The following is a 26,030-nucleotide window of genomic DNA, read 5'->3' as shown; positions in this document are numbered from 1 at the left end:
GCCAATTCGGTTACACAGTCATTCAAACGTTGGGGCTTGGTTTTTTTGCGGCTGTTTTTATTTATCTAAAGAGCAATGTATTTTGGACAATAATGAATTGTTAAAGAAAGGCATTATGATGACGATCGCCTATGCGTTTGTCATGTCGTTGACGGCGCTGGCAGCCAAACAAGCCCAAACCATGATTGCCGTCTCTAGTTTGGTTTTTTGGCAAAGTGTATTCTGTGTATTAGTGCTTTTGCCCCAGATGCGAGGTCGCTGGCAAAAGCGTCCCTTTTCTGTTTGGAAAATTCATTTTTTACGTAGTTTTGGTGGTTTTATCGGCTTTTTATTTTACTACTGGGCGCTGAATCACATTCCGCTGGTTGAAGCTTCTTTGTTACGTACTTGTGCACCCTTGTGTGTGCCATTTATTGTGCTGTTGCTTCATAAAACGCACATTCCAAAAGCGCGATGGTTGCCTTTATTTGTTGGGTTTATTGGTGTTGCCTTGGTTATTCAGCCCACTCCTAGTCACTTAAATCCGTGGCATCTTGTGGGTTTTGTATCGGCCATCGGCTTGGCTTTGTCTATGGTGACAACGCGCATGCTATCTCAACAAGTGTCGGGTCAAGAAACCTTGTTTGTATACTTTTTAGTGTCCAGTTTGCTGTCTCTCCCATTGATATTGGCCCAAGAGGCGTCTTTGTTGGTGCCTATGCCCGCTTGGCCTTTCGTTGCGGTTGTGGCCGTGACTTTGTATATCGGTATGTACCTATATAACAAAGCCTACACCTTTGCCCCCGCTAGTATTGTGTCTCCGGTTAGTTATATTGGCGTGGTGTTTAGTGGTTTTTGGGGGTGGGTTGTCTGGGGGCATGTGCCGGACAGTTACGCAATTTTGGGGATGTTGTTTATTTTTGCTAGCCTGCTCATCAGTACCCGTATTGCCCGTAACAAAGGCGATACACCAATGAAAAATCAAGGATAAGTATCGCTTAGAATGCGCTCATTGAGACCAAAAGCGCGCTTTTTACGTTGTTAGCTCAATGTGCAGGTTGACGTGAAAAAAATCAGACCTGGTTTGTTTTCTGTCGTTTTGCCCAATTTTGCACAAAGAGTCCAGCTAAAATACACGCTAAGCCAATGAGTGTTGAACTTAGTATGGGTTCTCCAGCAAATTGCGAGAGCCAAACAATGGATAATAAGGGCGACAGAAAGATTAGGTTCGCTACTTGGCTGGCATTTGACGTCAATTTGAGAGCTTTGTTCCACAACACAAAGCTTAAGCCCATCTCGAATAAGCCTATGTAAACGGCTCCCCAAATACCTTCTGCTTTCCACTGTGTCAGTTCGCCCGTTGCCGCCGCCAAAAGTACAATGAGAGGCAGCGCAAAAGCAAAATTTAGGGTTAAGCCGATTAAGCTTGGACGTTCATCTTTGGTATTAAGTAGCCAATAAAAGGCCCAAATAACGGTGCTTAACAAGGCGAACGATACCCCCATTCCATTAGAAAACTCTAAAGAGCCAATTTCCCCCCGGGTGGAGATGTAAAGCACGCCAAAATAACAGGCACAGGCGGCTATATAATCGGCCATTTTTAAGCGTTGTTTTAAAATTGGAACAGCCATAAAACTTAGCATGATGGCCCAAGTGTAGTTAATGGCTTGAGCTTCCTGCGCTGGCAGCATGCTGTAGGCTTGCAGCAAAATTAAATAGTAAAGAAAGGGATTGATGGCACCAAAAAAGAAGGAAGACTTCCAAGACTTTTTTGCATAAGAAAGAAGAGATTTTACCTCTCCTTTTACTGTGAGTAAGCACACTAAAAAAATAAGAGACACTAGATTAGCGGTCAGCAGCAGCTGAACAGGCGATAAATGTTTTAAGGAAATAGAAAAAGCGGTTGCAACGGTCGACCAAAGTAAAACCGCGCCTAGGCCGTAAAGCATGGCTTGGGTGTTTCTTGAGAACTGGCTCATGAGCATGTCCGATTATTGTTATTAGGGATGGTGTTAGAAGCGTAAAGTCACGGCTGCGAATAGGGACGAAACGGTGTTGTCTTCGACTATGGGGCTTTTAAGTATCTTATCGGCATAGTGTGTATGGCTAAGGCCTACCATTAAGTTAATATGTTGAGACACTGGGTAGATGCCTCGAACACCATAGCGGATAAAGGAAACCGCATCGCTGTTGTAAGTATTAATAGCCCCACCTGTTCTGTTTGATTCCGTTTGGGATACGCCAAATAAATGATTGCTCATTTTGTTGTCCATATAGCGATAAGCAATAGACGGAATTACCCTCCAAGCCGCCATCTGGATTGGGTAGCCTGTTGATATTTGGGCGTAGTAGCCATCGTGTGTGCCGCTCACATCCTGTGCTATTTTTGTAGTGATTGGCCCCAATCGATAGGAAGCAAACGCCATAATACTGGCGTCCCTGTCATCGAGTAATTGGATATTTGTATCATTGGAGTCGTCAGGATCTAAGCCAGCGCTCTCGTAAGATAAGCCAACGGAAATATTTTGAACGGACTGCTTAGGTAAAAAGCGATAGCCTATTTCTGGAAAGCGCAGATAAAAATGCTCAGCTTCGTAGCTTATATTTGGGAGAACAGTGGATTGAGCGTCAGTGTCTTTGTATAGGGATTGGGATTTAGTCGCAATAAGGCCCAGAGTGGTCTCGGCCTGTGCAATAAGAGGTGTAGCCAATAACACGACTAAGCACGCTTTTTTCATGATATCCATGTCCATAAAAGAGGGAGAGAGGGCTGACTGTCGTTAATGACGGTATCGATTCTATGGTCTTTGATTAAAGCTGTAAAACACTTTTTCAATGTGCGTTTTTATTGCTTACTTGGTTGAAATTGGGTGATTGAAAGCGCGTCCAATGTGAGTTTTCTTTGTTGTGATGCTGATTTCGTTTACTTATCGTTCACTCGTGCTATATAATGCGCGTCCCTGTAAATCAATACTCCTTGTCTCACAGCTTTATAACAGGGGGAGCGTGGAGACTAAGAACCCATAAGGAGAGCTTAAATGCGTCATTATGAAATCGTCTTTCTGGTTCACCCAGATCAAAGCGAACAAGTACCAGCAATGGTTGAGCGTTACACTAATCTAATCACTGAAGATGGTGGTAAAGTACACCGTCTAGAAGATTGGGGCCGTCGTCAACTTGCTTACCCGATTAACAAAATTCACAAAGCACACTACGTTCTAATGAACGTTGAGTGTTCTGACAGTGTTTTGTCTGAACTAAACGACACTTTCCGCTACAACGATGCCATCATCCGTAACTTGGTGATCCGTCGTAAAGAAGCGGTAACTGACGTATCTCCTATCAAGGCTTCTGAAGGTCGTGAGGGTCGTGAAGACCGTCGCCCATCTCCTCAGCGTGAAGAGCGTGGCAACGATATTTCTGATGAAGTGTCTGAAGAATCTGAAGATTAATTTATTTTTATATTAGGAGATGCTCATGGCTCGTTTTTTCCGTCGTCGTAAGTTCTGCCGTTTTACAGCAGAAGGCGTTAAAGAGATCGATTACAAAGATCTAGACACACTGAAAGGTTATGTTACTGAAACTGGTAAAATCGTACCTAGCCGTATTACTGGCACTAAGGCTCGTTACCAGCGTCAATTAGCGACTGCAATCAAACGCGCTCGCTATATTGCTTTACTTCCTTACACTGATAGTCATTTTAATTAATAGACTAAAGAAGCACTGTTATGAGTAGTCTAGCTAACTGGGTAATGAAAAAACGTTTAAATGCCATAATTGGTGTGATGGCGTTTGGTTTGATCCCAGTGATGTTTTGGCTAGCTGCTGCGATCTTAGGGTTGGTAGTGCTTCGTAAAGGTGTAAAAGAAGGAATACCCGTATTAGCTTGGGGTTGTCTGCCAGCATTAGTGCTTTGGGCAGTTCAAGGTGATGCGACAGCGTTATTAGTGTTAGTTGATGTGATGTTGTTGAGTTATTTGCTTAGGTCAACCATGTCGTGGAGTTGGGTGTTACTGGCGGGTAGCTTTTTAGCGGTTGTCAGTACCCTTATTCAACCCTTGTTAATGGGGGATGTTCTGAATATGGCTGTTGCCTTAATTCAGAAAGTCCTCACTTCAGAAGGCGTTGATGTGCCTGATAGAGACATTATCTTTAGTCAAGCAGTGATGGCGGTTTCCATTTTTCAAGTGGTGATTGCAATCGTTTCTCTGTTTTTGGCGAGAAAATGGCAAGCAGGACTCTACAACCCAGGCGGTTTGCGTACTGAGTTTCATCAATTAAGGCTGCCAATACCTTTTAGTTTGGTATTGGGCGGTATGATTTTAATAGGAGAAAGCCTTGGTGGTTCATTTTCTATTTTTTCTCAAGCCGCAATACCCGCTTTAGTGTTACCAGGGCTCGCTCTAATACACGGTATTTTAGCAAAAAAAGAAATTGGGATTGTTGGACTGATCGCATTTTATCTTGTTGGTTTTTTTGTTCTGAATATGTATTTCGTAAACGTGTTGGTGACACTTTGTGTGATTGATAGTTTTGTTGACATACGTTCAAGAATCCAAGGTAAAGCGTCCAACTCAAGTGATAGCTAATGATTAATTAGAGGTGATCGAGATGGAAGTTATTCTACTCGACAGAGTAAACAAGCTAGGCGGTATTGGTGACGTTGCAGTTGTTAAACCAGGCTATGCTCGTAACTTTTTGATTCCGAACAAAAAAGCCGTAATGGCAACAAAAGCTAACCTAGTTAGTTTTGAAGAGCGTCGTGCAGAGCTAGAAGCTGCTGCCGCTGAGCAAAAAGCCATTGCTGAAGCTCGTGCAAAAACATTGGAAGGCAAAACTTTCACTATCAAAGCAAACGCTGGTGATGAAGGTAAGCTTTTCGGTTCGATTGGTACACGTGATATTGCTGATGTTATTTCAACAGAAGTTGAAGTTTCTAAGTCAGAGATCCGCCTTCCAGAAGGTACGATCCGTCACACAGGTTCTTTCGAGATCGATGTGCAATTGCATTTTGAAGTAGTTGTAACAGTGACTTTGTCTGTTATTGCTGAATAATTAGTTTATATTATTCGTCGAAAAGGGTGTCTTGTTTTTGCAAGATGCCCTTTTTTTTGCGTCGTGTTACCATTTCATTTTTACTTAATGATTGCTGTTTTTTCTTATTTACTGTTTTTCTCCAATTTTGTGTGGGTGTTCTACGTGCAACGAAATGATTCTGAAGTCGCTTCTATTAAGCTGCCACCGTATTCCATTGAAGCTGAACGTTCAGTAGTGGGCGGGCTCATGTTAGACCCAATGGCTTGGGAAAAAGTCTCCGAACTGGTCATTGCTGACGATTTTTATCGACCAGAGCATAAGCTGATCTTTACGGTGATTGCGCGTTTGGCAGACGAATCAGAGCCTATAGATGTGGTGACAATAGGTGAGCGTCTTGATAAGCGTGGTGATCTTGAGTCTATCGGCGGTATGGCCTACCTGATTGAAGTGGCGGAAGCGACTCCAAGTGCGTCCAACATCACTTCTTACGCTGATATAGTGCGAGAACGCTCTATTTTGCGTCGTCTTATCTCTACGACCAACGATATTTCTGCGCGGGCTTTTCACCCAGAGGGTATGACGGCCGCTGAAGTGCTTGATGAGGCTGAGCGTAAGATATTTCAGATCGCAGAAGGTGGCGAGAAGAAAGGTGGTCCACGCATTGCGGCCGATATTTTAAGCGCCACGGTAGATAAAATTGATGAGTTATACCATCAAGAAGGCGCGATTACTGGACTCAGTACGGGGTTTACGGATTTAGACGCCATGACAGCGGGTCTGCAGAAGTCAGATTTAATTATCGTGGCGGGTCGTCCCTCAATGGGTAAAACGACCTTCGCGATGAATCTTGTCGAGAACGCCACTATGATTAGCGAAAAGCCGGTGGTTGTATTCAGTCTAGAGATGCCCGCCGAAGCGCTAATGATGCGTATGTTGTCTTCGCTTGGACGTATTGACCAGACTCGTATGCGTTCTGGTCAGCTGGTCCAAGAGGACTGGGACAAACTTATGTCTGCAGTAAAAATGCTGAAAGATCGCAAACTTTTTATTGATGATACGGGGGGGATCAGTCCCACAGAGATGCGTTCTCGTGTTCGTCGTATTGCTCGAGAGCATGGTGGTGTTGCTATGATCATGGTCGATTATCTGCAACTCATGCAAATACCCGGCTTTACAGAAGGGCGAACTAATGAGATTTCGGAGATTTCTCGATCACTGAAAGCCATAGCAAAGGAGATGGAGTGTCCAGTAGTGGCTTTATCGCAGCTTAACCGTAGTTTGGAGAATAGGCCGAATAAGCGTCCTGTTAACTCAGATTTGCGTGAATCTGGCGCTATTGAGCAGGATGCGGATGTCATTTCCTTCGTCTATCGTGATGAGGTTTATCACGAAGATACGCCTCATAAAGGGATTGCAGAAATTATTATAGGTAAGCAGCGAAATGGTCCGATTGGAACATGTCGTCTAGCCTTTGTGGGTAAATACACCCGCTTTGAAGATTTGGCGCCGGATGCGTATCGAGATTTTGATGACGAGTAGGTCTAATATGGTGTATTTTGATCAGGTAAAGGTTAAATACTGTAAATAAAATTCAGTATAATAGATAAAAATTACAAAAAATTGAGAGTCATTTATGCGAAAAATGCCAGTTACGAACAAAGAAAATGATTTTCCCGCCAGCTATGTTTTAGTTTCTGGGACAGATGTAAAAGGACGCATTACGTTTGTTAATGATGTTTTTTGTGAAGTCGCTGGTTATGAACGTGAAGCACTGATAGGTGCGCCTCACAATCTTATTCGTCACCCAGATGTGCCTTCGGCGGTGTTTGCTGATATGTGGGCGAACCTTAAGCAGGGTAAGAGCTGGATGGGGTTGGTCAAAAATCGTTGTGAAAACGGCGATCACTATTGGGTGAGTGCCCATGTCAGTCCCTTGCTTGATGGTAGCCGTGTAATTGGTTATGAATCAGTGCGTCGTAAAGCAACAAAAGACGAGATACAGCATGCTCAGTCTATGTATGATCGAATTAATGCCGGCAAGACTCCAATACCAACTACTACAAAATTGGCGGCTTATTTAGCGAATGCTGTTTGGCCTATGATATTTTGTTTTGCTTTGTTGGCTTTAGCTGGGCTTTTATCTAACATCATGGGGCTGCAGATCGCCGCTCCTATTATCGCTGTGCTTGGGGTATGGCTGACTTATCATCACAACCAGTCATTGAGTGCTTTAGTATCAGGGTTGCCCAGTGAAGCACACAATACAGTGGGACAATATTTGTATTGCAAAACCGTTGGAGCGAAAGCCGCGATCAAATTCTCAAGAATACATCAAGAGGCAGCAGGCCATACTTTTCGATACCGATTAAAAGAAGGGGCTCAGCAGCTACAGCATCGAGCGTCAGAAGCAAAAGCCAGTGTGTCGACGAATTTGGTTAACTTCAACAAGCAGCGAGCGACTTTCCAAGATGTGGTGTCTGCCAGTTCACAGTTGTTATCAAGTGTTACCACGGTGGCGGACAACATTCATGTGGCGGTTGAGGCGACAGAGTCAGTTGGGATTGTGTCACGTGACAGCCGTAAACTGGCGCAACAAACGGGCGACACCATGCGCCAAGTGTATCAAGACATATCGGATGCGAAGAAGGTGGTTGCTATATTGGCTGAGCGCAGTGACAGCATCAACGAAGTCGTGAACTCTATTAGCGGAATTGCAGAGCAAACGAATTTGCTTGCGCTTAACGCCGCAATTGAATCCGCGCGTGCCGGGGAAGCAGGTAGAGGCTTTGCTGTTGTGGCGGATGAAGTGCGTGCACTGGCTATACGTACTCAAAACGCGACACAAAGTATTCATAGCATGACAGAAGAGTTAAAGAGAAACACGGCTGACGTAACCAGCACCATTGATAAAGGTGCGGTGGTAGCTCAGGATGGTGTTGATCGAGTGAATCAAGTGGCGCAGAAAATGAGTGATATTGAACAAGCCATAAAGCGCATTGTTGAAATGACCGCTCAAATCAGTGCGTCATCAGAAGAACAGGCCAGTGTTGCCCGCGATCTTAATGACAAAATGCACGAAGTGGATGCATTGAGCATAAACAGTATCGAAAGAGCGGAAAATATTGTGGTCAATATTAGTCACATTGAAGAAGAGGCCTATGAGCAGGGCAACCTGGCTGAACGTATGAAGCAGTAAGGCGCAAAAAGCATGTTTTGTAGGTCATGTCTTTAGGTCGACAGTGCTTGATTAAGAAAATAAGCACTGTTGGCATAAATACCGACCTACAATCCACTATTTAGCTTCCTAGTCTGGTGTGTTAACAAGGTTCTTCGCTTACCACTTGATAAATAGCCTTAGCGAGCGCTTGGATTTGTTCCTCGTTAATGACATAGGGCGGCATCAAGTAGATAAGCTTGCCAAACGGTCTAATCCAAACGCCCAGTTCGACGAACTTAGGTTGTATTTCATGTAATTTAACGGGCTTTAGTAATTCCACAACGCCTATTCCGCCAAAACATCTCACCTCTTTCACCTGTTTCAGGCTTTCGCAGGGCTTAAGCGCTATTTCCATCCAGTGTTCTAGTTGAGCTATCTTTTCTACGAGATTGTATTCCATTAGTAAGGACAGGCTGGCGTTGGCTGCGGCGCACGCCAGAGGGTTGCCCATAAAAGTGGGTCCATGCATGAAAACGCCGTCATTTTCACTGATACCCAATGCAACTTTGTCGTTTGTTAGTGTGGCGGCCAGCGTCATGTAGCCCCCAGTCAGTGCTTTTCCGACACACATGATGTCCGGACAGATACTGGTGTGGTCTGTTGCGAAGAGCTTGCCAGTTCTACCAAAGCCTGTCGCGATCTCATCGAAGATTAAGAGAATGTCGAATTCGTCACAAAGGCTTCTAATGTGACCTAGATACTCTGGGTTATAAAAGCGCATTCCTCCTGCATTTTGCACCACGGGTTCAATGATAAACCCCGCAATTTGTGTGTGATGAGATTCAAACAAGCGTCTTATTTCATCAAGATATTCGTGTTTCACCGGCTCGTGAAGGCCTGTGGGGGGCGGAGAGACAAAAAATTGCTGGGTTAGGGCGCCATTAAAAAGGCTGTGCATGCCATTTTCTGGATCGCAAACCGACATAGCGGCAAAGGTGTCGCCGTGATAGCCACTTTTGGGTGATACGAAAAATTGCTTTTGTACTTTACCTTGCGTATTCCAATATTGGATGGCCATCTTTAAAGCGACTTCAACCGAAACCGAGCCAGAATCTGAAAAAAATACACGCTGTAAAGGGGTAGGAGTAATAGCAATTAGCTTTTCTGCCAAATCAATTGCTGGTTTATGAGTCAGACCACCAAACATAACGTGAGAAAACTGACTAAGCTGATCCTGAATCGCTTGGTTCATAACGGCATGGTTATAGCCGTGAATCACACTCCACCAAGAAGACATACCGTCGATGAGCGTTCGGCCATCGTTAAGTGTGATTTCACAGCCGGAGGCTTTTTCAACCAGAAAATGCGGGCTGGGTTTGCTCATCGATGTGTAGGGGTGCCATAGAAGCTGCTTGTCTAATTCTAGGTACGCTTGATCTGTTTTCATGTTGCTCACCATTGCTGTGTTGCGCGCATACTAAAACAAAGCAAGGTGTCATGGCTAGGCTGATCTGTTATCTGATGGTCAATGCTCCTTATCGGGAGTACGAGCAATCACCCAGATGTCGACCCGTTCGGCTCCAGCGTCAATTAACAGCTTAGTGCAGGTTTCTATCGTGCTACCTGTGGTCATGACATCGTCAAAGAGGGCGACGTGTTTGGCGACGGGGGATTGCACTGTATAGCTGTTTTGAGGAGTGGTAAGACGGTCTTTGCGGCTCAATGAGTGTTGTGCTTGTGTGTTTTTGATTTTTTTGAGTGGGTTCTGTGTTGGCCGCGTCGGGCACGCTTCTTTTAAGTATCCTTGCAATATGCTGATCAATTGCGTGGTCATGGCTTGAGTTTGGCAAAAGCCTCGTTCTCGTATCCTGGATGGGTGGCTGGGTACATATAATAGTTGTTCGGGCCAGTTGTCTTGTGCATAAATATCGACTAAGTGTTCACTGAGTAAATGCGTTAAGGGTCGAACATAGTGGTTGCCTTGGTGGAATTTAACGTTGTGGATAAGGGTTTTTACAATGCCTTCGAATCGGAATGGGGCAACGCATACTTGATAAGGTGGCGGGGATACTTGGCATTGTCCGCATAGACTGTGTGAGGTGTGGTCCGAACGCTTGCAGTGCTGACAACAAAGGGTGTTTTTTGCCAATCCTTCTCGGCAGTATTGGCATAGGGTTAAATTTGGGGTGTGTTTGCTTGTTTTGGTGTGATTCATTCTGGCATGGCAGAGGTAGCAGCGGTTAAATAATAGCTCGTAGTAAACCTGCTTGATTTTTTTGGTTGACAGTTTCATCCAGTCCATTAGTATTGCTCCATTATTTATTCTGATCGAGGATGCCATGTCGTTAAGTACGTCTACAAATACCTTAGTAGCAAACACCCAAGAACCACGTTTTGACTGGAGTCAAGCGGAGGTTAAGGCTTTGTTTGACTTGCCTTTCATGGATTTGATGTTTCGTGCTCAGACGGTCCATAGAGAAAATTTTACGCCAAATGAAGTACAGGTGAGTACTCTTTTGTCGATAAAAACGGGCGCTTGTCCAGAAGATTGCAAGTATTGCCCGCAGAGTGGTCATTACAATACCGAGCTCGAAAAAGAAAAGCTGATGGAAGTACAAAAGGTGCTTGAAGAGGCTGCATTGGCAAAAGAAAAAGGCGCAAGCCGTTTTTGCATGGGCGCGGCGTGGAAGCACCCTTCAGAGAAAGATTTTCCTTATGTACTGGAAATGATTAAAGGCGTTAAATCATTAGGTTTAGAGTCCTGTGTTACTTTAGGGACGTTAAATGATGATCAAGCTAAGCGCTTGTCAGAAGTGGGTTTAGATTACTACAACCATAACTTGGACACGTCAGCAGAGTTTTACGATAGCATTATTACCACGCGAACTTACCAAGATCGTTTAGATACCTTGTCACGTGTTCGTGATTCCGGCATTAAGTTGTGTTGCGGTGGCATCATGGGTATGGGCGAGGAGCAAAAGGATCGTGTCGGTCTGTTGCGTCAGCTTTCGCAAATGTCCCCTCATCCAGAAAGTGTACCGATAAACATGCTGGTTAAGGTGGAAGGAACACCACTTGAAAATGTGGACGATTTAGACACGTTTGAGTTTATTCGTACCATCGCCGTGGCGCGTATTCTGATGCCTAAGTCTCACGTGCGTTTATCCGCTGGCCGTCAAGGCATGAACGAGCAGACGCAGGCATTGTGTTTTATGGCGGGTGCTAATTCTATTTTTTATGGTGAGAAATTACTGACCACTGGCAACCCAGAAGCCGACAAAGACATGGCCTTGTTTGCGAATCTTGGTATCAACCCAGAAAAGCGTGAAGAACACTCTGATGAGGCAGTTGCGGAAGCCATTGCCGCACAGGTTGTGAAGCAAGAAGAATCTAAGTTGTTCTATGAAGCCAGTGTTTAATACACCGAATTGGATGTTAGCGGCGCTGCGAGAGCGCCGCGAGCAAAATTTAATGCGCCGCACCATTACGCTAGACAGTCCCCAAACGCCACAAACGCGAATTAACGCTCAAGCCTATACCGCCTTTTGTTCCAATGATTATCTTGGTTTGGCAAATCACCCGGACATTATTCAAGCTTTGAGGTTTGGTGCTGAGCAGTATGGTGTGGGGGCAGGGGCTTCGCATTTGGTTTGTGGCCACCTAACCCCGCATCAAAAACTGGAAGACGCGTTGGCGGATTGGCTCGGCTATGAAAGAGTTATTTTGTTTAGTACAGGGTATATGGCGAATCTTGGGGTGATTTCTGCTTTAGCGGGTAAAAACCGGCCTGTGGTGCAAGATAAGCTCAATCATGCGTCTTTAATCGATGGGGCTATGTTAGCGCAGGCTCCTTTGCGGCGTTATCTGCATGGGAATCTGGCCAGCGCCGAAAAGTTGCTTGCTAAATCGGCTGTAACCGGGCTTTTGGTGTCCGATGGTGTATTTAGCATGGATGGTGATGTGGCGCCTCTGCTTGGTTTGTCTGAGTTAGCCAATAAGCATGACTGGATGTTTCTGGTCGATGATGCCCATGGCTTGGGCTGTTTTGGTGATGATGGAAAGGGCTGTTTATCATTGGGTGGTTTGAATGCGGATAACGTCCCCATCCTCGTGGGAACCTTTGGTAAAGCCTTTGGAACCGCTGGTGCTTTCGTAGCAACTTCCAATGATGTAGCAGATTATCTGACGCAATTTGCGCGTCCATATGTGTATACCACGGCGATGTCGCCAGCGATGGCTATGGCCACTTTGGCTTCTTTGAGCATTATCCAATCGACAGAAGGTCAAGAGCGACGAGATCGGCTCGCTCGTCATATCGATTATTTTCGTCAAAGGGTTCAGTCGCTTCCCGTTGAACTGATGCCCTCAAATACCGCTATTCAACCGATTGTTATTGGTGACAGCAAAATGGCACTGCAAATGAGCGAGGAATTAAAGTCGCTCGGTATCTGGTGCACGGCGATCCGCCCACCGACCGTTCCTGTTGGCAGTGCGCGTTTGAGAATTACCTTAAGTGCGGCCCACTCTGATGCGGATTTAGTGTTATTATGTGACTCGTTGGAGCAAGTTTTACAGGCCCCACGCTCACATGCACCATGTTCAAATGCAAAGTTATAGAGGGATAGTATGCGCGCACGAATAGAAACTGAAGCGTTTGGAGACGCGTCTAATCACGCTATTTTTATGGTGTCTGGTTGGGCCATGCCAAAAGAAGTGATGCGTTCTTTTGCTTTGCGCTTGGGTCAGCGTTTTTATGTTGTGCTTGCCAATTTGCCTGGTATTTCACTTGATGAGCAATGGATTTCACGCTCTCGCATTGGCCCCAATTACGATATTGATGCTTTATCGGAGCAGTTAATCGATGTCGCGCCCAAAGAGGCTTGGTGGATAGGTTGGTCGTTGGGGGGGATGGTGTCTACTTATGTGGCCGCGCGTCGTTCCAGTCAGGTGGTGGGGTTAATTACTTTCTCAGCTTCGCCTAGCTTTATTCAACGTGATGATTGGGCGCAAGGCATGGCATTGACCGATTTTGAGGCTTTTGTTCATCACGTTGAACAATCTCCTGCAGAAGGCCTTAAACGTTTTGTGATGTTGCAAGCAAAAGGCGCTAAGAATGAGCGCGCTTTGATTAAACAGCTGCAGGCTTTTTTGCCCATACAAACGCTGAATCGTGCCGCACTGATCGGTGGGTTACGACTGTTGAAATCACTTGATGTGCGCCGAGAATTGTCTTTATTGGATCTCCCTAATTTGCACTTATTCGGTGAAAAAGACGTTTTGGTATCGCCTCATGTTTTACCTCAAGCCTCACCTGCTGAGGTGCAGGCATCGTTACCGCATAATGCCGAACAGAATAGAGAGATAAACACCTTGCAGCAGAATCTTGTATTATCACACTGCGCTCACCAGCCTTTCCTTGAAGAAGAAGAGGCGTGTGTGCGTCTTATAGAAAATTTTATCGATGCAAACAATCCCTGATAGGTCTTCGCTCAGTTACAAAAGTCAATTAGCCAGACGATTTGATCGCGCTTCCCATTCCTATGATGCTTATGCCGAGTTTCAGCAAAGGGTGTTACAGCATTTATTGCGTCGATTGCCAGTGAGTTCTGTTAATGTGGTGATGGATTTGGGGACAGGAACAGGTCAAGCGCTTGGTGTGTTAGCGCAAAAGCTACAACCCATTTCTTGTATCGCGCTGGACTTGTCGCAACAGATGTTAGTGGTGGCTAGAGAGCAGTCTTCTCTGTTGCAAAATACCCATTATGTTTGTGCCGATGCTGAGCACTTACCCATACGGAATGCATCCTGTGATGTGATTTTTTCCAGTTTGGCCATTCAGTGGTGTCTTTCGCCTAGAGATTTGTTTAAAGAGCTTTATCGGGTCACCCAGCCGGGTGGCTATATGGTGTTTTCGACTTTGTCGCAAGGCTCCATGCCAGAAATTGATCAAGCTTGGCTTGGGCTAGACAGTCAACCTCATACGCATCAATACATGACAAAAGAGGCGCTTTTAGATTGTGTAACAGCATCTCAATGGAACCTTTTATCATCTGAGTTATCTGATATGGTCATGTGGTTTGAGTCGCCAGTCAGCGCTATTGATTCACTCAAAAAAGTGGGGGCCAGTTTTATTTCGTCTGAAAAAAACTCAACCATGGCGCCGAGCAAATGGAAGGCGTTTTTACGTGAATATGAAAAGCAACGTGGTGATCTGGGCATCCCGTTAAGCTACCAGGTTGTTTTTGTGGTGGCTCAGAAGCCAATTCCTACTGAGGATTAATGTGTGAAAAAACGTTTTTTTGTGACCGGAACGGATACCGATGCGGGTAAGACGTATGTCACTGTTGGGTTGTTAAAAGCGGCAAAACGAGCGGGTTTAAAATCCTTTGGCTTGAAGCCCATTGCTGCTGGGGCGGAACAGATTAAGGGGGACTGGCGTAATGACGATGCCTTGCTTATTCAGCAAGCAAGTAGCGTGCTATTACCCTATGAACAAGTTAACCCTGTGGTCTTGGAAGCCGCTATTGCACCGCATATTGCGGCGATGAAAGAAGGCCGTCTTATTACTGCATCGCGTTTAGAAGGCTTTATAAAAGGGGCTTTGTTGGTCCCCCATGACTTTGTTTTAGTCGAGGGTGCGGGAGGGTGGCGAGTACCGTTAAATGATCGAGAGCTTTTATCTGATGTGGCGAAGTCTTTAGGTTTTCCGGTTATTTTAGTGGTGAATATGAAGTTGGGTTGCCTGAATCATGCTATTTTGACTGCTGAAGCCATTGCTCGTGATGGCCTGACTTTAGTTGGATGGGTAGCCAATAATAGCGCTGAAACCATGCCATGTTACGACGAAAATATTGCAACGCTTTCCGCTATGTTGACGGCGCCATTATTGGCGAGCATTCCATGGTGTGATAACGAGTCCGACTCGCAAAAAGTGTTTGATGAAATGCTGTCAGCTTTGTAAAGTTGTCCGTTGGCACTTGATAATTGGCATTAACAATGCATTATAGCGAAGATTTTTTGCTCAAGGTGGGTGTGTGAAAGCGTGGTTGTGTGGTCTAGACGACGAAGAGATTGTCAATGTTACCTCTGTTTTGACTTATATCGGGATTGAGCACAGCACTTCTTTGACTGACTTTCATTTGCCTGATTTCGTGGTTTTAGGTGAGCGGGTGACATCATTTGAATTGGACGAAATGCTTCCTGTGATATCACTCAGCTCATATATTGATATGGTTAGTGAGCATAACGTGTGGTTTTGTCCCCTGCCATGGCGCTCACAAACCTTGTCGTCCGTATTAAAAGAGATTAAACAGCTCCATACTTTTCCTCAGGCTTCAGGTGTCAATTTAAACTTACATGTGCGTCATCTTGAGGCCTTACTGATTCGCCAGGCTTTAGTGTCGACTCAGGGCGTTGTTTCAAAAGCCGCGCAAAACTTGCAAATACAGCGCACCACTTTGATTGAAAAAATGCGTCGCTACAATATAGATAAGTCGGAGTTTTAGTGACAAAAGATGAAGAAATAGCGGAACTAAAAGCCGCGTTTACTGCCTTTACTGAATCCTCTGATGTGCTGGCCAAATCCTACTTAGATTTACAAAATGAAGTGGCTCGACTGTACAAGCAGTTAGAGAAAACTGAGCAGGATAAGCGTCAGGAGCAAGATAAAAATCGCGTACTTGTTTTGCAATTTCAGCAATTATTTGAATCCATGCCAGTTGGCGTTTTATTATTAAACGACCAAGGCTTAGTTGTTATGGCGAATCCTGTTGCCAAACACTTGTTTAATCTTTCCTTGGTTGGAGAATCTTGGGGAGAAGTGGTGCCACGCAGTTTTCGCCCGCAGGAAGATGATGGTCATGATGTGACCATGGTAACGGGGAGACGGGTGAGAGTGGAAACAGCGTCCTTAGGTAATGTGCCGGGTCAGCTGGTGATACTTGTGGACTTAACGGAAGCCTATTTATTGCAAAAGCAGTTAAATCATCATGAAAGGCTGTCAAACATGGGCAAAATGGTGGCCGCGTTGGCGCACCAGATTAGAACACCTCTTTCGTCGGCAACCTTGTACGCTGGGCATTTGCAAAAAACCGATTTGGCACCCGTTATGCGTCAAACCTTTGCGGTGAAATTATCGGATAGACTAGCAAATATCGAAAAGCAGATCAGAGATATGCTGATCTTTTCTCGCAGCGAGATCAAACTTGACGAAACACTCAGTGTAAGTGAATTTGTGAACGAGTTGATCGCTCAGTGTGAAGAGATATGTTCGCAAAAAAATATGCAGCTTGATGTGGCCGATGTTGAGTTTGCAGAATTGGATTGCATTCAATGCAATAAAGATACCTTGCTAGGTGCTTTGTTGAACTTGTTAAACAATGCCATTGATGCGCAACAGCAAGGAGACGTCGTTAAGCTCCAGTGTTACAAAGACGATCGTGTCGTCAAATTTATCTTCAAGGATCGCGGAGTGGGCATGTCAAAAGCACACTTAGGGCATGTTCAAGAGGGTTTTGTTACTACCAAACAGCATGGAACTGGGCTTGGTTTGATGGTCGTGAAAGCGATTGCGAGAGCCCATCATGGCCAATTTGAAATAGACAGTATAGAGGGCGCAGGTACGACGGTAAGTCTGACGCTTCCTCTGGTAAGGGTATGACATGTCTGAAGTGAAATTATTAATAGTTGAAGACGATAAAGGCTTGGCGGAAGCATTAGAGGACACCTTAATGCTTGCTGGCTATCAATGTAAAATGGTCTACAGTGCCGAAGAAGCCATCATTGCACTCAAACACAATGTGTTCGATATGGTGGTATCTGATGTGAATTTGCCAGGTATGGATGGATATGGATTATTGCATCATGTGATTAATGCTTACCCTGAACTGCCTATCATGTTAATGACGGCCTATGGCGATATCGCTCACGCTGTTGAAGCTATGCGCGATGGTGCGGTCGATTATTTGCTCAAACCGTTTCAAGAAGAAGAGCTGCTGAACACAATCGCAAAATATACAGCAAAAACCGCCGCCGTGGCAGCGCATCAGCCAATCGCAAAGGACCCATCTAGTGTGGCTTTGTTGGAGTTGGCAAAGCGTGTGGCGGTGACGGATTCCACCGTATTGATTTGTGGTGAAAGTGGAACAGGTAAGGAAGTGTTAGCGCATTATATTCATCAGCACTCTAAGCGTCCCAATGCTCCCTTTGTGGCGATCAACTGTGCTGCCATTCCCGAAAATATGTTGGAAGCGATACTTTTTGGTTATGAAAAAGGGGCTTACACTGGCGCGATCGCCTCACAAGCCGGTAAGTTCGAGCAAGCCAATGGCGGGACATTATTGCTGGATGAAATCACTGAAATGGATGTGGGGTTGCAGGCTAAGTTGTTACGAGTATTGCAAGAGCAAGAAGTGGAGCGCCTAGGAGGAAAAAAAGCCATTCCATTGGACGTGCGTATCATCGCGACGACAAACCGAGATTTGGCGGATTATGTCCGTGAGGGTGGTTTTAGAGAAGATTTATATTACCGCTTAAACGTTTTTCCACTGCGTTGGTTACCTATTCGTGAGCGCAAGGGCGATATTTTGCCCGTTGCCCAACATTTACTCGCCAAGCACGCAGCGAAAATGCGCATACAAAGTGCGGTTTTGAAACCCTCAGCACAGAGTAAGCTGGAGTCACATCCTTGGCCCGGTAATGTCCGTGAATTGGATAATGTGATCCAAAGGGCTTTGATCTTAAGTCCAAATGCGCAGATTAGTGAAGATCATATCGCTTTTGACATGATGAGCATGATACCAAGCTCGGTGAAAAACGTCGAAACAGAAGAGAGTGCGGCGTCTATTCTTGGGCAGGGCGTGCAGCAACATGAGTTTCGCATCATTGCTCAAGCGTTAGTTGAGGCAAATGGTAAGCGTAAAATAGTGGCTGACAAACTTGGTATTAGCCCAAGAACGCTTCGTTATAAAATCGCTAAAATGCGTGAAAGCGGCATAGATGTGGATTGATTTTTGTATCTTGTTTTAATTCGCTTTATGCTAAGCTCTGTAATAGTGAATTTTTAGTTCTATTTTGATGTGAATTTTAGGTGAATGACATGATTTCCGGTCGACCAGACATTAACCAAGTGCTGTCTCAGATGAGGGATATGCGGTCACAGGTTCAGCCGCCCACAACACCTGTGTCAAACATTGCAAAATTTGGTGGCGAAGTTGAGGGCGCGCAGCCTGTTGCTCGTGCTGATTTTGCCGAGATGCTAAAAACTGCTGTTGATAATGTTAACGGTTTGCAAAAAGAGTCTTCGCAATTGGCACAATCATACGAACGTGGTGACGAGGGGGTAGACCTACCTCAAGTGATGATTGGCTTGCAGAAGTCCAGTGTGTCTTTCGAAGCGATGACCCAGGTGCGTAATAAGCTTGTAGACGCGTACGAAAAAATTATGAATATGCCTATTTAGATATGACAAACCGCTTGGCGCTTTTTAATGGATAATGTCCCTGCAGAACAATCAGAGCGAAAACTCTACCTTGAGTTGGTAACCGGGTTTAACAAGCTGACGGTTATACGTCAGCTCGCCTTAATGGTAGGCCTTGCGGCTTCTATCGCGATTGGGCTGTCTGCGGTGTTGTGGACAAGCGGACCTGACTACAAACCCGTGCTCAGTAGTATTACCGATTATAATGCGGATCAAATAGTTGAAATACTCAATGTAAACAATATTCCATTTAAGCTTGATCAGAATACGGGGGCTTTGCTGGTTGAATCTGATTTTTATCATCAAGCGCGTCTTAAGTTAGCTGGCTCTGGTATCGTCTCGGACAATATCGTTGGCATGGAAATCATGGATCAAGAGCAGGGTCTTGGTACTTCACAGTTTGTTGAGAACACGCGTTACAGGCGAGGCTTAGAGGGAGAGCTAAGCCGAACTATTTCAAGCCTTCAAAGTATTAAAAGTGCTCGAGTACATCTTGCTTTACCGAAAGAATCTGTTTTTGTAAGAGACACAAGAAAGCCTTCAGCCTCGGTATTCTTAGAGCTTTATCCTGGCCGACGCTTGGATAGAAGTCAGGTGGAAGCCATTGTTAATTTGGTGGCCTCAAGCATTTCCCAGTTAAGTGATAAAGACGTGACAGTTGTTGATCAACGGGGAACTTTGCTGAGTGAGAAAGACACTGATTCAGAGTTGTCGGTGGCGGGAAGGCAGTTTGACTATGCTCGTAAAGTAGAAGACGTTTTATTGCAACGTGTAAATAGTATTCTTGGCCCTGTTGTTGGGCAGGGGCGTTTTAGAGCGGAAGTGTCTGCAGACGTTGATTTCACAGCGGTCGAAAAAACCGCCGAACAATACAATCCTGATTTATTGGCTTTGAGAAGTGAGCAGACACTGCGTGAAAATCGTAACGCAGGCGCTAACACGGGCGGCATCCCTGGTGCTTTAACAAATCAGCCACCGGGTGCCGTTACCATACCTGAAGCGGTCGATGAGAACGGTGCACCTATCGGCGGCAGCGGTAATGGCGCTAATGGTCAGTCTAGAGAAGAAACCACACGTAATTTTGAACTTGATCGAAGCATTAGCTATACCAGACGTCAACAGGGCATGGTAAGACGTCTGTCTGTTGCTGTAGTTGTCGATGATTTAGTGAGTTTGAACCCTGAAACGTCTGCTATAGTGCGTACACCTTGGAATGATGATGAATTAGGGCGTCTTACTCTTTTGGTTCGAGACGCCGTAGGTTATGACCCATCTCGTGGTGACAGTGTTAGCGTGATTAATTCTCCGTTTGCTCTGCCAGAGCCGGAAGAACCTATCATCGAGCCACCCTTTTACCAACAAGCTTGGTTTCTTAATTTATTACAACCCACCCTAGTTGGTGTGTTTGTGTTGGTATTGCTGTTGCTGGTGGTTCGTCCAATACTAAAAGCCTTGAGTGATCAAAATAAAATTTCTGTGGCAGAGGATACTGAAGCGGCCATTTTTACCGATGAGACAGATGAAATTTCAGATGATCAGGTATCGCTCGTCAGTACGGAAGATATTTTAGTGCCAGGATCGCCTGAGAAGATTGAGCGTCAGTTAAATGCTATTCGTGGTTTAATCGCGGAAGAACCAGAGCGAGTTGCGCAAGTGGTTAAACAGTGGGTGATGGAAAGTAAATGAGTGAGCCAGGAGCAAATGCCGAATTAAGTTCAGTTGAGAAAGCGGCGGTATTATTGATGTCGCTAGGCGAATCCGATGCTGCACAAATTCTCAAACATATGGGTCCAAAAGAGGTTCAGCGTATTGGTCAAACTATGGCTCAGCTCGGTAACGTCCAGCGTCATCAAGTGGAAAAAGTCCTTGATGATTTTCTAGTGCTTGTAGGTGATCAAACAGGACTTGGTTTGGGAGCTGATGGCTACATTCGTAACATGTTGCGTGAAGCATTAGGCGATGAGAAAGCAGGCAGTTTAATTGATCGTATTTTACTCGGTGGTAATACCACAGGGTTAGACACACTTAAGTGGATGGAATCGAGAGCGGTTGCCGATGTTATTCGTTACGAGCATCCACAGATACAAGCGATTGTCATATCGTATTTGGACCCGGATCAAGCCGCTGACATATTAGCCAATTTTGATGAGCGTGTGCGTCTGGATATTGTACTTCGTGTGGCGGCCTTGGAAACTGTTCAGCCCGCGGCTTTACAAGAGCTAAATAATATACTCGAGCGTCAATTCTCTGGAAATCAATCGACCCAATCCACGACCATTGGTGGTATTCGTACAGCCGCCAACATCATGAACTTTATTGACAGTTCAGTAGAATCTGAGCTCATGGAATCGATACGAGACGTTGATGAAGACCTTGCTAACACCATCCAAGATTTGATGTTCGTATTTGATAACCTACTCGAAGTAGATGATCGTGGTATTCAGGTTATTCTGCGTGAAGTTGAGTCTGAAACACTGATTTTAGCTTTGAAAGGAGCTGATCCTGATATGCAAGAAAAAGTCTTTAAAAATATGTCGTCGCGGGCAGCGGACATGCTTAGAGACGATTTAGAAGCTAAAGGCCCCGTTCGTGTTAGCGAAGTGGAAGTGGCGCAGAAAGAGATCCTTGCAGTGGCTAGACGTCTTGCCGAAAACGGGGAAATTGTCCTCGGTGGCGGCGGTGAGCAGATGGTTTAATTCTGTATGTCTGATCAAAAAAAAGCCGATAACGAGCCTAAGTTGACGGCTTATGAGCGTTGGGAGCTGCCGCATCTCACAGACAAAAGCCCTAAAGAAACTTCAGGGCCAGCGATCCTTATTCAAAAAGAACCGCAAGCTGTTACGGAAGAAGTTGATCATGAATCCTTAGTTTATGAGCCTTTAACCGCCTCTCAGTTAGAAGAAATCCGCAGTGCTGCCTACGATGAGGGTTTTATTCAAGGAGAAGAAGAAGGCCATGGTAAAGGTTACTCTGATGGTTTCTCTAAAGGCGAGGTGGATGGCTTTGAAAAAGGCCATGAAGACGGTCGACTGCTTGGCATCGAAGAAGGAAAAGCGCAAGCCAAAGCAGAGGCAGAGCAGCAGTTTGCGGCTATCGAAGCTTTGCTGTCTGGTGTCGCTCAGGAAATAACGACGCCTCTTGAAGAAAGCCGTAGTGCCATTGAAAAAACCTTGTATCGGGCAATGGAACGAATCATAGAAAATGTGTGTTTGTTAACAATGAAGGCAGAGGGTAGTGAGGTTTTAAAAGTTCAGTTGTCTAGAGTATTGGATGAAATCGGTGAGTATGAAGGACGAGTACGTCTTCGTCTTCACCCTGATGACATCGCTATACTAGAAGCACTTAACGTTACTGATCGGCTAGCCTTAAAAATAGAAACGGATGAAGCCTTAACGTCTGGTGATTTTATTATTGATTCAAAGTCTTTTTACATCGATGGTCGATTAGAGACGCGTCTTGCGGCGGTTTTTGACGAACTCCGTCAGCTTTCTCTTACCGATTTGGGGTGATCATATCGTGCCGACTCTTGAAGAGCGACTCACCAAATTAGCGTCTGTATCCCTGTCTTCTTTTCCACCCCAAGTAGAGGGAAAAGTCACCCGTATGGTGGGTTTAACCATGGAAGCGGTGGGCTGCGTTGTGGCATTAGGGGATCGCTGTTCTGTACAAGTTCGTCAAGACCGTTGGGTGGAATCTGAAGTGGTTGGTTTTACCGGTGATCTGACCTATCTCATGCCAACGGAAGCCATTGAGGGGATATGTCCAGGCGCTAGAGTGCGGCCTCTTTTTGGTGAAAGTGAAATGCCTGTCGGTGATGAGCTTTTGGGCCGAGTTGTGAATGGTTTAGGTAAGCCCCTTGATGGCAAAGGTCCGATCAAAACGAAAGACTCTGTGTCCTTGCACGGTGACATTATTAATCCACTGCAACGTAAACCCATATCAGAGCCATTGGATGTGGGTATCAAAGCCATTAATAGTTTGTTAACTGTGGGCAAAGGGCAGCGTTTAGGGCTTTTTGCCGGCAGTGGTGTCGGTAAAAGTATGTTATTAGGCATGATGACAAAGTTTACTGAAGCCGATATTACTGTCGTGGGTTTGATCGGTGAGCGTGGCCGAGAAGTCAAAGAGTTTATTGATCAGATACTGGGGGAAGAAGGGCTAGCGCGTTCTGTGGTGGTGGCGTCTCCTGCTGATGACTCAGCCCTTATGCGCTTACGGGCGGCCATGTTAGCGACACGCATTGCCGAGTATTATCGTGATCAAGGTAAAAACGTGTTGTTACTGATGGATTCGTTAACACGCTATGCTCAGGCGCAGCGAGAAATAGCCTTGTCTGTGGGAGAACCGCCAGCCACAAAGGGTTATCCGCCTTCGGTTTTTTCAAAGTTGCCTCAGTTGGTTGAAAGGGCGGGTAATGGCGCGGAAGGGAGTGGTTCGGTAACGGCTTTTTATACTGTGCTTACAGAAGGTGATGATCAACAAGATCCGATTGCCGATGCTTCGCGCGCCATACTTGATGGTCATATCGTGTTGTCTAGACGATTAGCGGAAGAGGGGCATTACCCTGCTATTGATATTGAAGCATCGATTTCTCGTGCGATGCCACATATTGTCAGTCAAGATCATTTATACGGTGCGATGAGAGTGAAGCAGCTTTACTCCAAATTTCAACAGAACCAAGACTTAATTGCTGTTGGAGCCTATGTTAAAGGCACAGACCCTGATCTAGACCAAGCGATTGCTCAAATGCCAGAAATTCGCCAGTTTCTAAAACAGTCTTTGCATGAACAATTCACGGTTGACCAAAGCTTAGAAGCGCTAGTGGCGGCAATGACAAAGGGTCAGTAAGCTGACGCATGAGCTTAGTGATCTAAGAATTCATCCATTCGGCTTAGTAGAGTAGACTTGCGGCAGGAAAAGCGACTAACATTGAGTAAATGTTTTAGGTGATTCATAGATGAAAAATAACCGTCGTATGCAGATATTAGTTGACCTAGCTAAGCGCAAAGAAGACAGCGCTGCACAGCTGTTAGCGAGAGATAAGGCGAAAGTCCAGCACGATTTACAAAAACTCAATGAGCTACGACATTACGCGGAACAGTATGAATCTGAGCGTAATTTAATGGGCCTAAGTGCTTATTTAATCACCAATTACCAGCACTTTGTCAATCGCGTGCAGCAAGCGATAGTGCAGCAAGAAGCCGCGGTGGGTCGCTCTGAGCAGCAAGCTGACATGAGCATGCGTCGTTGGTTACAGACTCGTGCCAAGACCAAGAGTATGGACTGGTTGAAAGAAAAAAATCATAAGGCGGAATTAGCGGTAGAGGCGAAGCGCGAGCAAAATCAAAGTGATGAATTTGCAATGCGGCGTTTTTTGGACTCAATGCGATGATGCGATTACAGGCACTACGTTCTGTTGTTACTCAGCATTAGTAAGGATGAGCCATGGTGTCTTTGAATCACAGTGCGATCCATCTGACAAAATCCATTTCCGATGTAGAAGAAGCCTTACTGGATTACAACTATTATCCACTGCGTGGACTCAGTAAACTGCAATCCAGTTTGTTAACGATGCAAGCCTCGACTCAATCCGAAGACTTTCATCCTCTTTTTCATCCCAGATTAGACTGTTTGTTGGCGTCTGTTAAGAAGCTTTCCGACTCTGGTTCCCCGTATGATGAAAGCTATCATGCTGTTTTTTCGTCTGCTTCTGATGCACTTTTTCAAATAGCTCTTGCCTATCAGTTTGGTGTTGATCATTCGTTACAGCTCAGTCATTTATTGTCTGAAGAGCGTGATTGTTGGTCTAAGTTATCTAACATGGCAGATGTGCTAGATAAGAATCCTGTTGCCATAGCCTACACTGCTTCTTTATCTGCAGATTCATTTTCAATGAGTTCTAGTGCATTAGAAGATGTACTGATATCTCTTTCTGGTGCCGGTGAGGTGTCTTTCCATCTTACGACTTCGTTGAACTCCATGTATAGGGGTTACTTTAAGTTAATCACTATTCAGTCGCTGTCTTGGTTAAAGTCAAGGTATCCGGACTTGGATTGGCGTGGGCCGATTCGTTTAACAGAAGACTCTTTAAAGCGCTTGTGTGAATTAACTTTTCTGCCTTTATTTCAAAATCTTACGATGCCGCGTGCGTCTCGTGCTCTGCTTTTGGCTCAGTTTGAACACGACTTTAAAGATATCCATTATCAAAAATTTGATACCTTGTTTTCTGGAAAGACGAATTCTGTGCTAAATGGTCACATTCGTGTTCCAGTAGAACGTGACTTTCCGAGAATAGACTTTGATCAAAGTATGATTTGTTTTCCTGTTCATCATGGTGGTTATGTTTATTCCGCTTATCGGTCTCTGAATGGGCAAGAGCTAAGTCAGAAGGTGGTATATACCGCCTGTCTAGGTCGTGATTTTCTGCCGCATTTCCTTTATGAGGTGTCGACCACATTTGGACAATGTGTGTTCGATCAAAAGGATGTTCATGGTCGTTATGCGGTTGATGAAAGTGATTTTCAGTGTGATGACGGTCAGTTGTGGTTATCTTTGGAAGGTGTTCGTGCGCCCTTGTTACTCAGTCTGCCGATCTTTGCTCAAAACGCGGCCGCATATTGTTTATTGCCTCACTGTATTTCAAACGTCATTTTGATAGCTCAAGCCGGTCAATATTTTGCACTGCCTTATGATGATATTCGTGGTGTAGAGGGGATTTGTGCAAAAATTCGGTCTCCACAGGCTTGGGTAAAAAACGTTTGGCAAACGCCTTCTAATGCTTTTTTGCTTGAGCCATTGCTGTTTCATTTTGAGAATGCGCCCATTATTCAATCAAAACCGAATCACCAACGATTTGGTAATAAAGACAAGAGCGGCTACTACTCTGGTCGGCTAGGTGAGTTGTCGATTTGGCTAAGCGCTGAGTTGGTGTCTGTTATATTGCCTTATCAATCTCCAAATCAGTTCGTCTGGATGAATGATAGGCAATTTGTATCAACAGCGTTTATTATTCAAGATGGAGAATGTTTTGATAAGGTTCTCTCGCAATACACCTGTTATGATTCGGCACTTGTATTAGATGAACCTGCAGAATTCTCTGTTGTGCTTGAGTGCGAAGAAAATAGTGTGGTACTGCCTGTTTCCGACTGTGAGTGGCATGCTTCTTTGCCAGATGAATGGATTAGCCCTAGCAGCCTAGGGGATATTGATTCCGAGTCAAAACACAGTAAACCGTTTGACTCGATGCTTTTTAGCCATAAAAGCGCCGTTGTTACTGCAGAAAATTTTGTATTGTTTGTGGCCGAGTTTGGGCCGTATTTTCATCAGTTTAAAAGTGATTATTGACTATGAATACACGACATTCGCCGTTTGGTGTTCCAC

General features: G+C 45.1%; 26 protein-coding genes. 22 read left to right on the top strand and 4 right to left on the bottom strand.

Annotated elements, in window-relative coordinates; translation table 11 throughout:
* Positions 1–82: 82 nt before the first annotated feature.
* Positions 83–970, top strand: coding sequence for a DMT family transporter (locus EBI00_RS05080; RefSeq protein ID WP_241556955.1), 888 nt, complete (start codon positions 83–85; stop codon positions 968–970).
* 82 nt (positions 971–1,052) lie between these two features.
* On the opposite strand, the gene EBI00_RS05075 is transcribed toward EBI00_RS05080, so the two are convergent.
* Together EBI00_RS05075 and EBI00_RS05070 are read right to left on the bottom strand one after the other, a co-directional pair.
* Entirely contained in the window at positions 1,053–1,958 is a 906-nt protein-coding gene (locus tag EBI00_RS05075; protein ID WP_123094824.1) for a DMT family transporter, read from the bottom strand.
* A gap of 33 nt (positions 1,959–1,991) precedes the next feature.
* Complete coding sequence (locus tag EBI00_RS05070; protein WP_241556954.1) at positions 1,992–2,717, bottom strand: MipA/OmpV family protein; 726 nt, start codon at positions 2,715–2,717, stop codon at positions 1,992–1,994.
* Positions 2,718–3,017: 300 nt separating this feature from the next.
* Between EBI00_RS05070 and rpsF the strand changes: the two genes are divergently transcribed.
* The 6 genes from rpsF to EBI00_RS05040 all read left to right on the top strand — a co-directional run bounded on the left by rpsF (position 3,018) and on the right by EBI00_RS05040 (position 8,212).
* Positions 3,018–3,431, top strand: coding sequence for a 30S ribosomal protein S6 (gene rpsF, locus EBI00_RS05065; RefSeq protein WP_123094823.1), 414 nt, complete (start codon positions 3,018–3,020; stop codon positions 3,429–3,431).
* A 25-nt stretch (positions 3,432–3,456) separates the two neighbouring features.
* Positions 3,457–3,687: a 30S ribosomal protein S18 gene (rpsR, locus tag EBI00_RS05060; protein WP_024023215.1), complete on the top strand. Its 231-nt coding sequence runs from the start codon at positions 3,457–3,459 to the stop codon at positions 3,685–3,687.
* Positions 3,688–3,707: 20 nt separating this feature from the next.
* Positions 3,708–4,568: a hypothetical protein gene (locus EBI00_RS05055; RefSeq protein WP_123094822.1), complete on the top strand. Its 861-nt coding sequence runs from the start codon at positions 3,708–3,710 to the stop codon at positions 4,566–4,568.
* A gap of 22 nt (positions 4,569–4,590) precedes the next feature.
* Complete coding sequence (gene rplI / locus EBI00_RS05050) at positions 4,591–5,034, top strand: 50S ribosomal protein L9 (RefSeq protein WP_123094821.1); 444 nt, start codon at positions 4,591–4,593, stop codon at positions 5,032–5,034.
* Between the two features lie 144 nt (positions 5,035–5,178).
* Positions 5,179–6,555: a replicative DNA helicase gene (dnaB, locus tag EBI00_RS05045; RefSeq protein WP_123094945.1), complete on the top strand. Its 1,377-nt coding sequence runs from the start codon at positions 5,179–5,181 to the stop codon at positions 6,553–6,555.
* Positions 6,556–6,649: 94 nt separating this feature from the next.
* Positions 6,650–8,212, top strand: a complete 1,563-nt coding sequence (locus EBI00_RS05040) for a methyl-accepting chemotaxis protein (RefSeq protein ID WP_123094820.1) — start codon at positions 6,650–6,652, stop codon at positions 8,210–8,212.
* A gap of 121 nt (positions 8,213–8,333) precedes the next feature.
* On the opposite strand, the gene bioA is transcribed toward EBI00_RS05040, so the two are convergent.
* Positions 8,334–9,620, bottom strand: coding sequence for an adenosylmethionine--8-amino-7-oxononanoate transaminase (bioA, locus tag EBI00_RS05035; RefSeq protein ID WP_123094819.1), 1,287 nt, complete (start codon positions 9,618–9,620; stop codon positions 8,334–8,336).
* A 78-nt stretch (positions 9,621–9,698) separates the two neighbouring features.
* Positions 9,699–10,475, bottom strand: coding sequence for a ComF family protein (locus EBI00_RS05030; RefSeq protein ID WP_123094818.1), 777 nt, complete (start codon positions 10,473–10,475; stop codon positions 9,699–9,701).
* A gap of 37 nt (positions 10,476–10,512) precedes the next feature.
* Between EBI00_RS05030 and bioB the strand changes: the two genes are divergently transcribed.
* From bioB to EBI00_RS04955, 15 genes are all read left to right on the top strand, one after another.
* Entirely contained in the window at positions 10,513–11,592 is a 1,080-nt protein-coding gene (gene bioB / locus EBI00_RS05025) for a biotin synthase BioB (protein ID WP_123094817.1), read from the top strand.
* Positions 11,576–12,790 (top strand): 8-amino-7-oxononanoate synthase, encoded by a 1,215-nt coding sequence (gene bioF / locus EBI00_RS05020; RefSeq protein WP_123094816.1) that lies wholly within the window; start codon positions 11,576–11,578, stop codon positions 12,788–12,790. Before bioB ends, bioF begins: the two co-directional genes overlap by 17 nt.
* A 9-nt stretch (positions 12,791–12,799) precedes the next feature.
* Complete coding sequence (locus EBI00_RS05015) at positions 12,800–13,651, top strand: alpha/beta fold hydrolase (protein WP_123094815.1); 852 nt, start codon at positions 12,800–12,802, stop codon at positions 13,649–13,651.
* Entirely contained in the window at positions 13,635–14,453 is an 819-nt protein-coding gene (gene bioC, locus EBI00_RS05010; protein ID WP_123094814.1) for a malonyl-ACP O-methyltransferase BioC, read from the top strand. The genes EBI00_RS05015 and bioC overlap by 17 nt, the downstream gene beginning before the upstream one ends.
* Before the next feature lie 3 nt (positions 14,454–14,456).
* Positions 14,457–15,134 (top strand): dethiobiotin synthase, encoded by a 678-nt coding sequence (gene bioD / locus EBI00_RS05005; RefSeq protein WP_123094813.1) that lies wholly within the window; start codon positions 14,457–14,459, stop codon positions 15,132–15,134.
* A gap of 73 nt (positions 15,135–15,207) precedes the next feature.
* Entirely contained in the window at positions 15,208–15,678 is a 471-nt protein-coding gene (locus EBI00_RS05000) for a helix-turn-helix domain-containing protein (RefSeq protein WP_123094812.1), read from the top strand.
* Positions 15,678–16,832, top strand: a complete 1,155-nt coding sequence (locus EBI00_RS04995) for a sensor histidine kinase (RefSeq protein WP_123094811.1) — start codon at positions 15,678–15,680, stop codon at positions 16,830–16,832. The genes EBI00_RS05000 and EBI00_RS04995 overlap by 1 nt, the downstream gene beginning before the upstream one ends.
* Position 16,833: 1 nt before the next feature.
* A complete protein-coding gene (locus EBI00_RS04990) occupies positions 16,834–18,180 on the top strand; it encodes a sigma-54-dependent transcriptional regulator (protein ID WP_123094810.1) in 1,347 nt (448 codons plus the stop codon).
* An 89-nt stretch (positions 18,181–18,269) separates the two neighbouring features.
* Entirely contained in the window at positions 18,270–18,632 is a 363-nt protein-coding gene (gene fliE, locus EBI00_RS04985; RefSeq protein ID WP_123094809.1) for a flagellar hook-basal body complex protein FliE, read from the top strand.
* Between the two features lie 27 nt (positions 18,633–18,659).
* Positions 18,660–20,336: a flagellar basal-body MS-ring/collar protein FliF gene (gene fliF, locus EBI00_RS04980; RefSeq protein WP_123094808.1), complete on the top strand. Its 1,677-nt coding sequence runs from the start codon at positions 18,660–18,662 to the stop codon at positions 20,334–20,336.
* Positions 20,333–21,346 (top strand): flagellar motor switch protein FliG, encoded by a 1,014-nt coding sequence (gene fliG / locus EBI00_RS04975; protein ID WP_123094807.1) that lies wholly within the window; start codon positions 20,333–20,335, stop codon positions 21,344–21,346. Before fliF ends, fliG begins: the two co-directional genes overlap by 4 nt.
* A gap of 6 nt (positions 21,347–21,352) precedes the next feature.
* Positions 21,353–22,159, top strand: a complete 807-nt coding sequence (locus EBI00_RS04970; protein WP_123094806.1) for a FliH/SctL family protein — start codon at positions 21,353–21,355, stop codon at positions 22,157–22,159.
* 7 nt (positions 22,160–22,166) lie between these two features.
* Positions 22,167–23,498, top strand: coding sequence for a flagellar protein export ATPase FliI (gene fliI, locus EBI00_RS04965; protein ID WP_123094805.1), 1,332 nt, complete (start codon positions 22,167–22,169; stop codon positions 23,496–23,498).
* A gap of 109 nt (positions 23,499–23,607) precedes the next feature.
* Positions 23,608–24,042 (top strand): flagellar export protein FliJ, encoded by a 435-nt coding sequence (fliJ, locus tag EBI00_RS04960; protein ID WP_123094804.1) that lies wholly within the window; start codon positions 23,608–23,610, stop codon positions 24,040–24,042.
* A 53-nt stretch (positions 24,043–24,095) separates the two neighbouring features.
* Positions 24,096–25,994, top strand: coding sequence for a hypothetical protein (locus EBI00_RS04955; RefSeq protein WP_123094803.1), 1,899 nt, complete (start codon positions 24,096–24,098; stop codon positions 25,992–25,994).
* Positions 25,995–26,030: the final 36 nt, after the last annotated feature.

Origin of the sequence: Marinomonas hwangdonensis (assembly GCF_003721245.1) — a bacterium.
Classification (GTDB): Bacteria; Pseudomonadota; Gammaproteobacteria; order Pseudomonadales; family Marinomonadaceae; genus Marinomonas; species Marinomonas hwangdonensis.
Note: the sequence above shows the minus strand (reverse complement) of the source record. Positions and strands in the feature narration are given on the sequence as shown.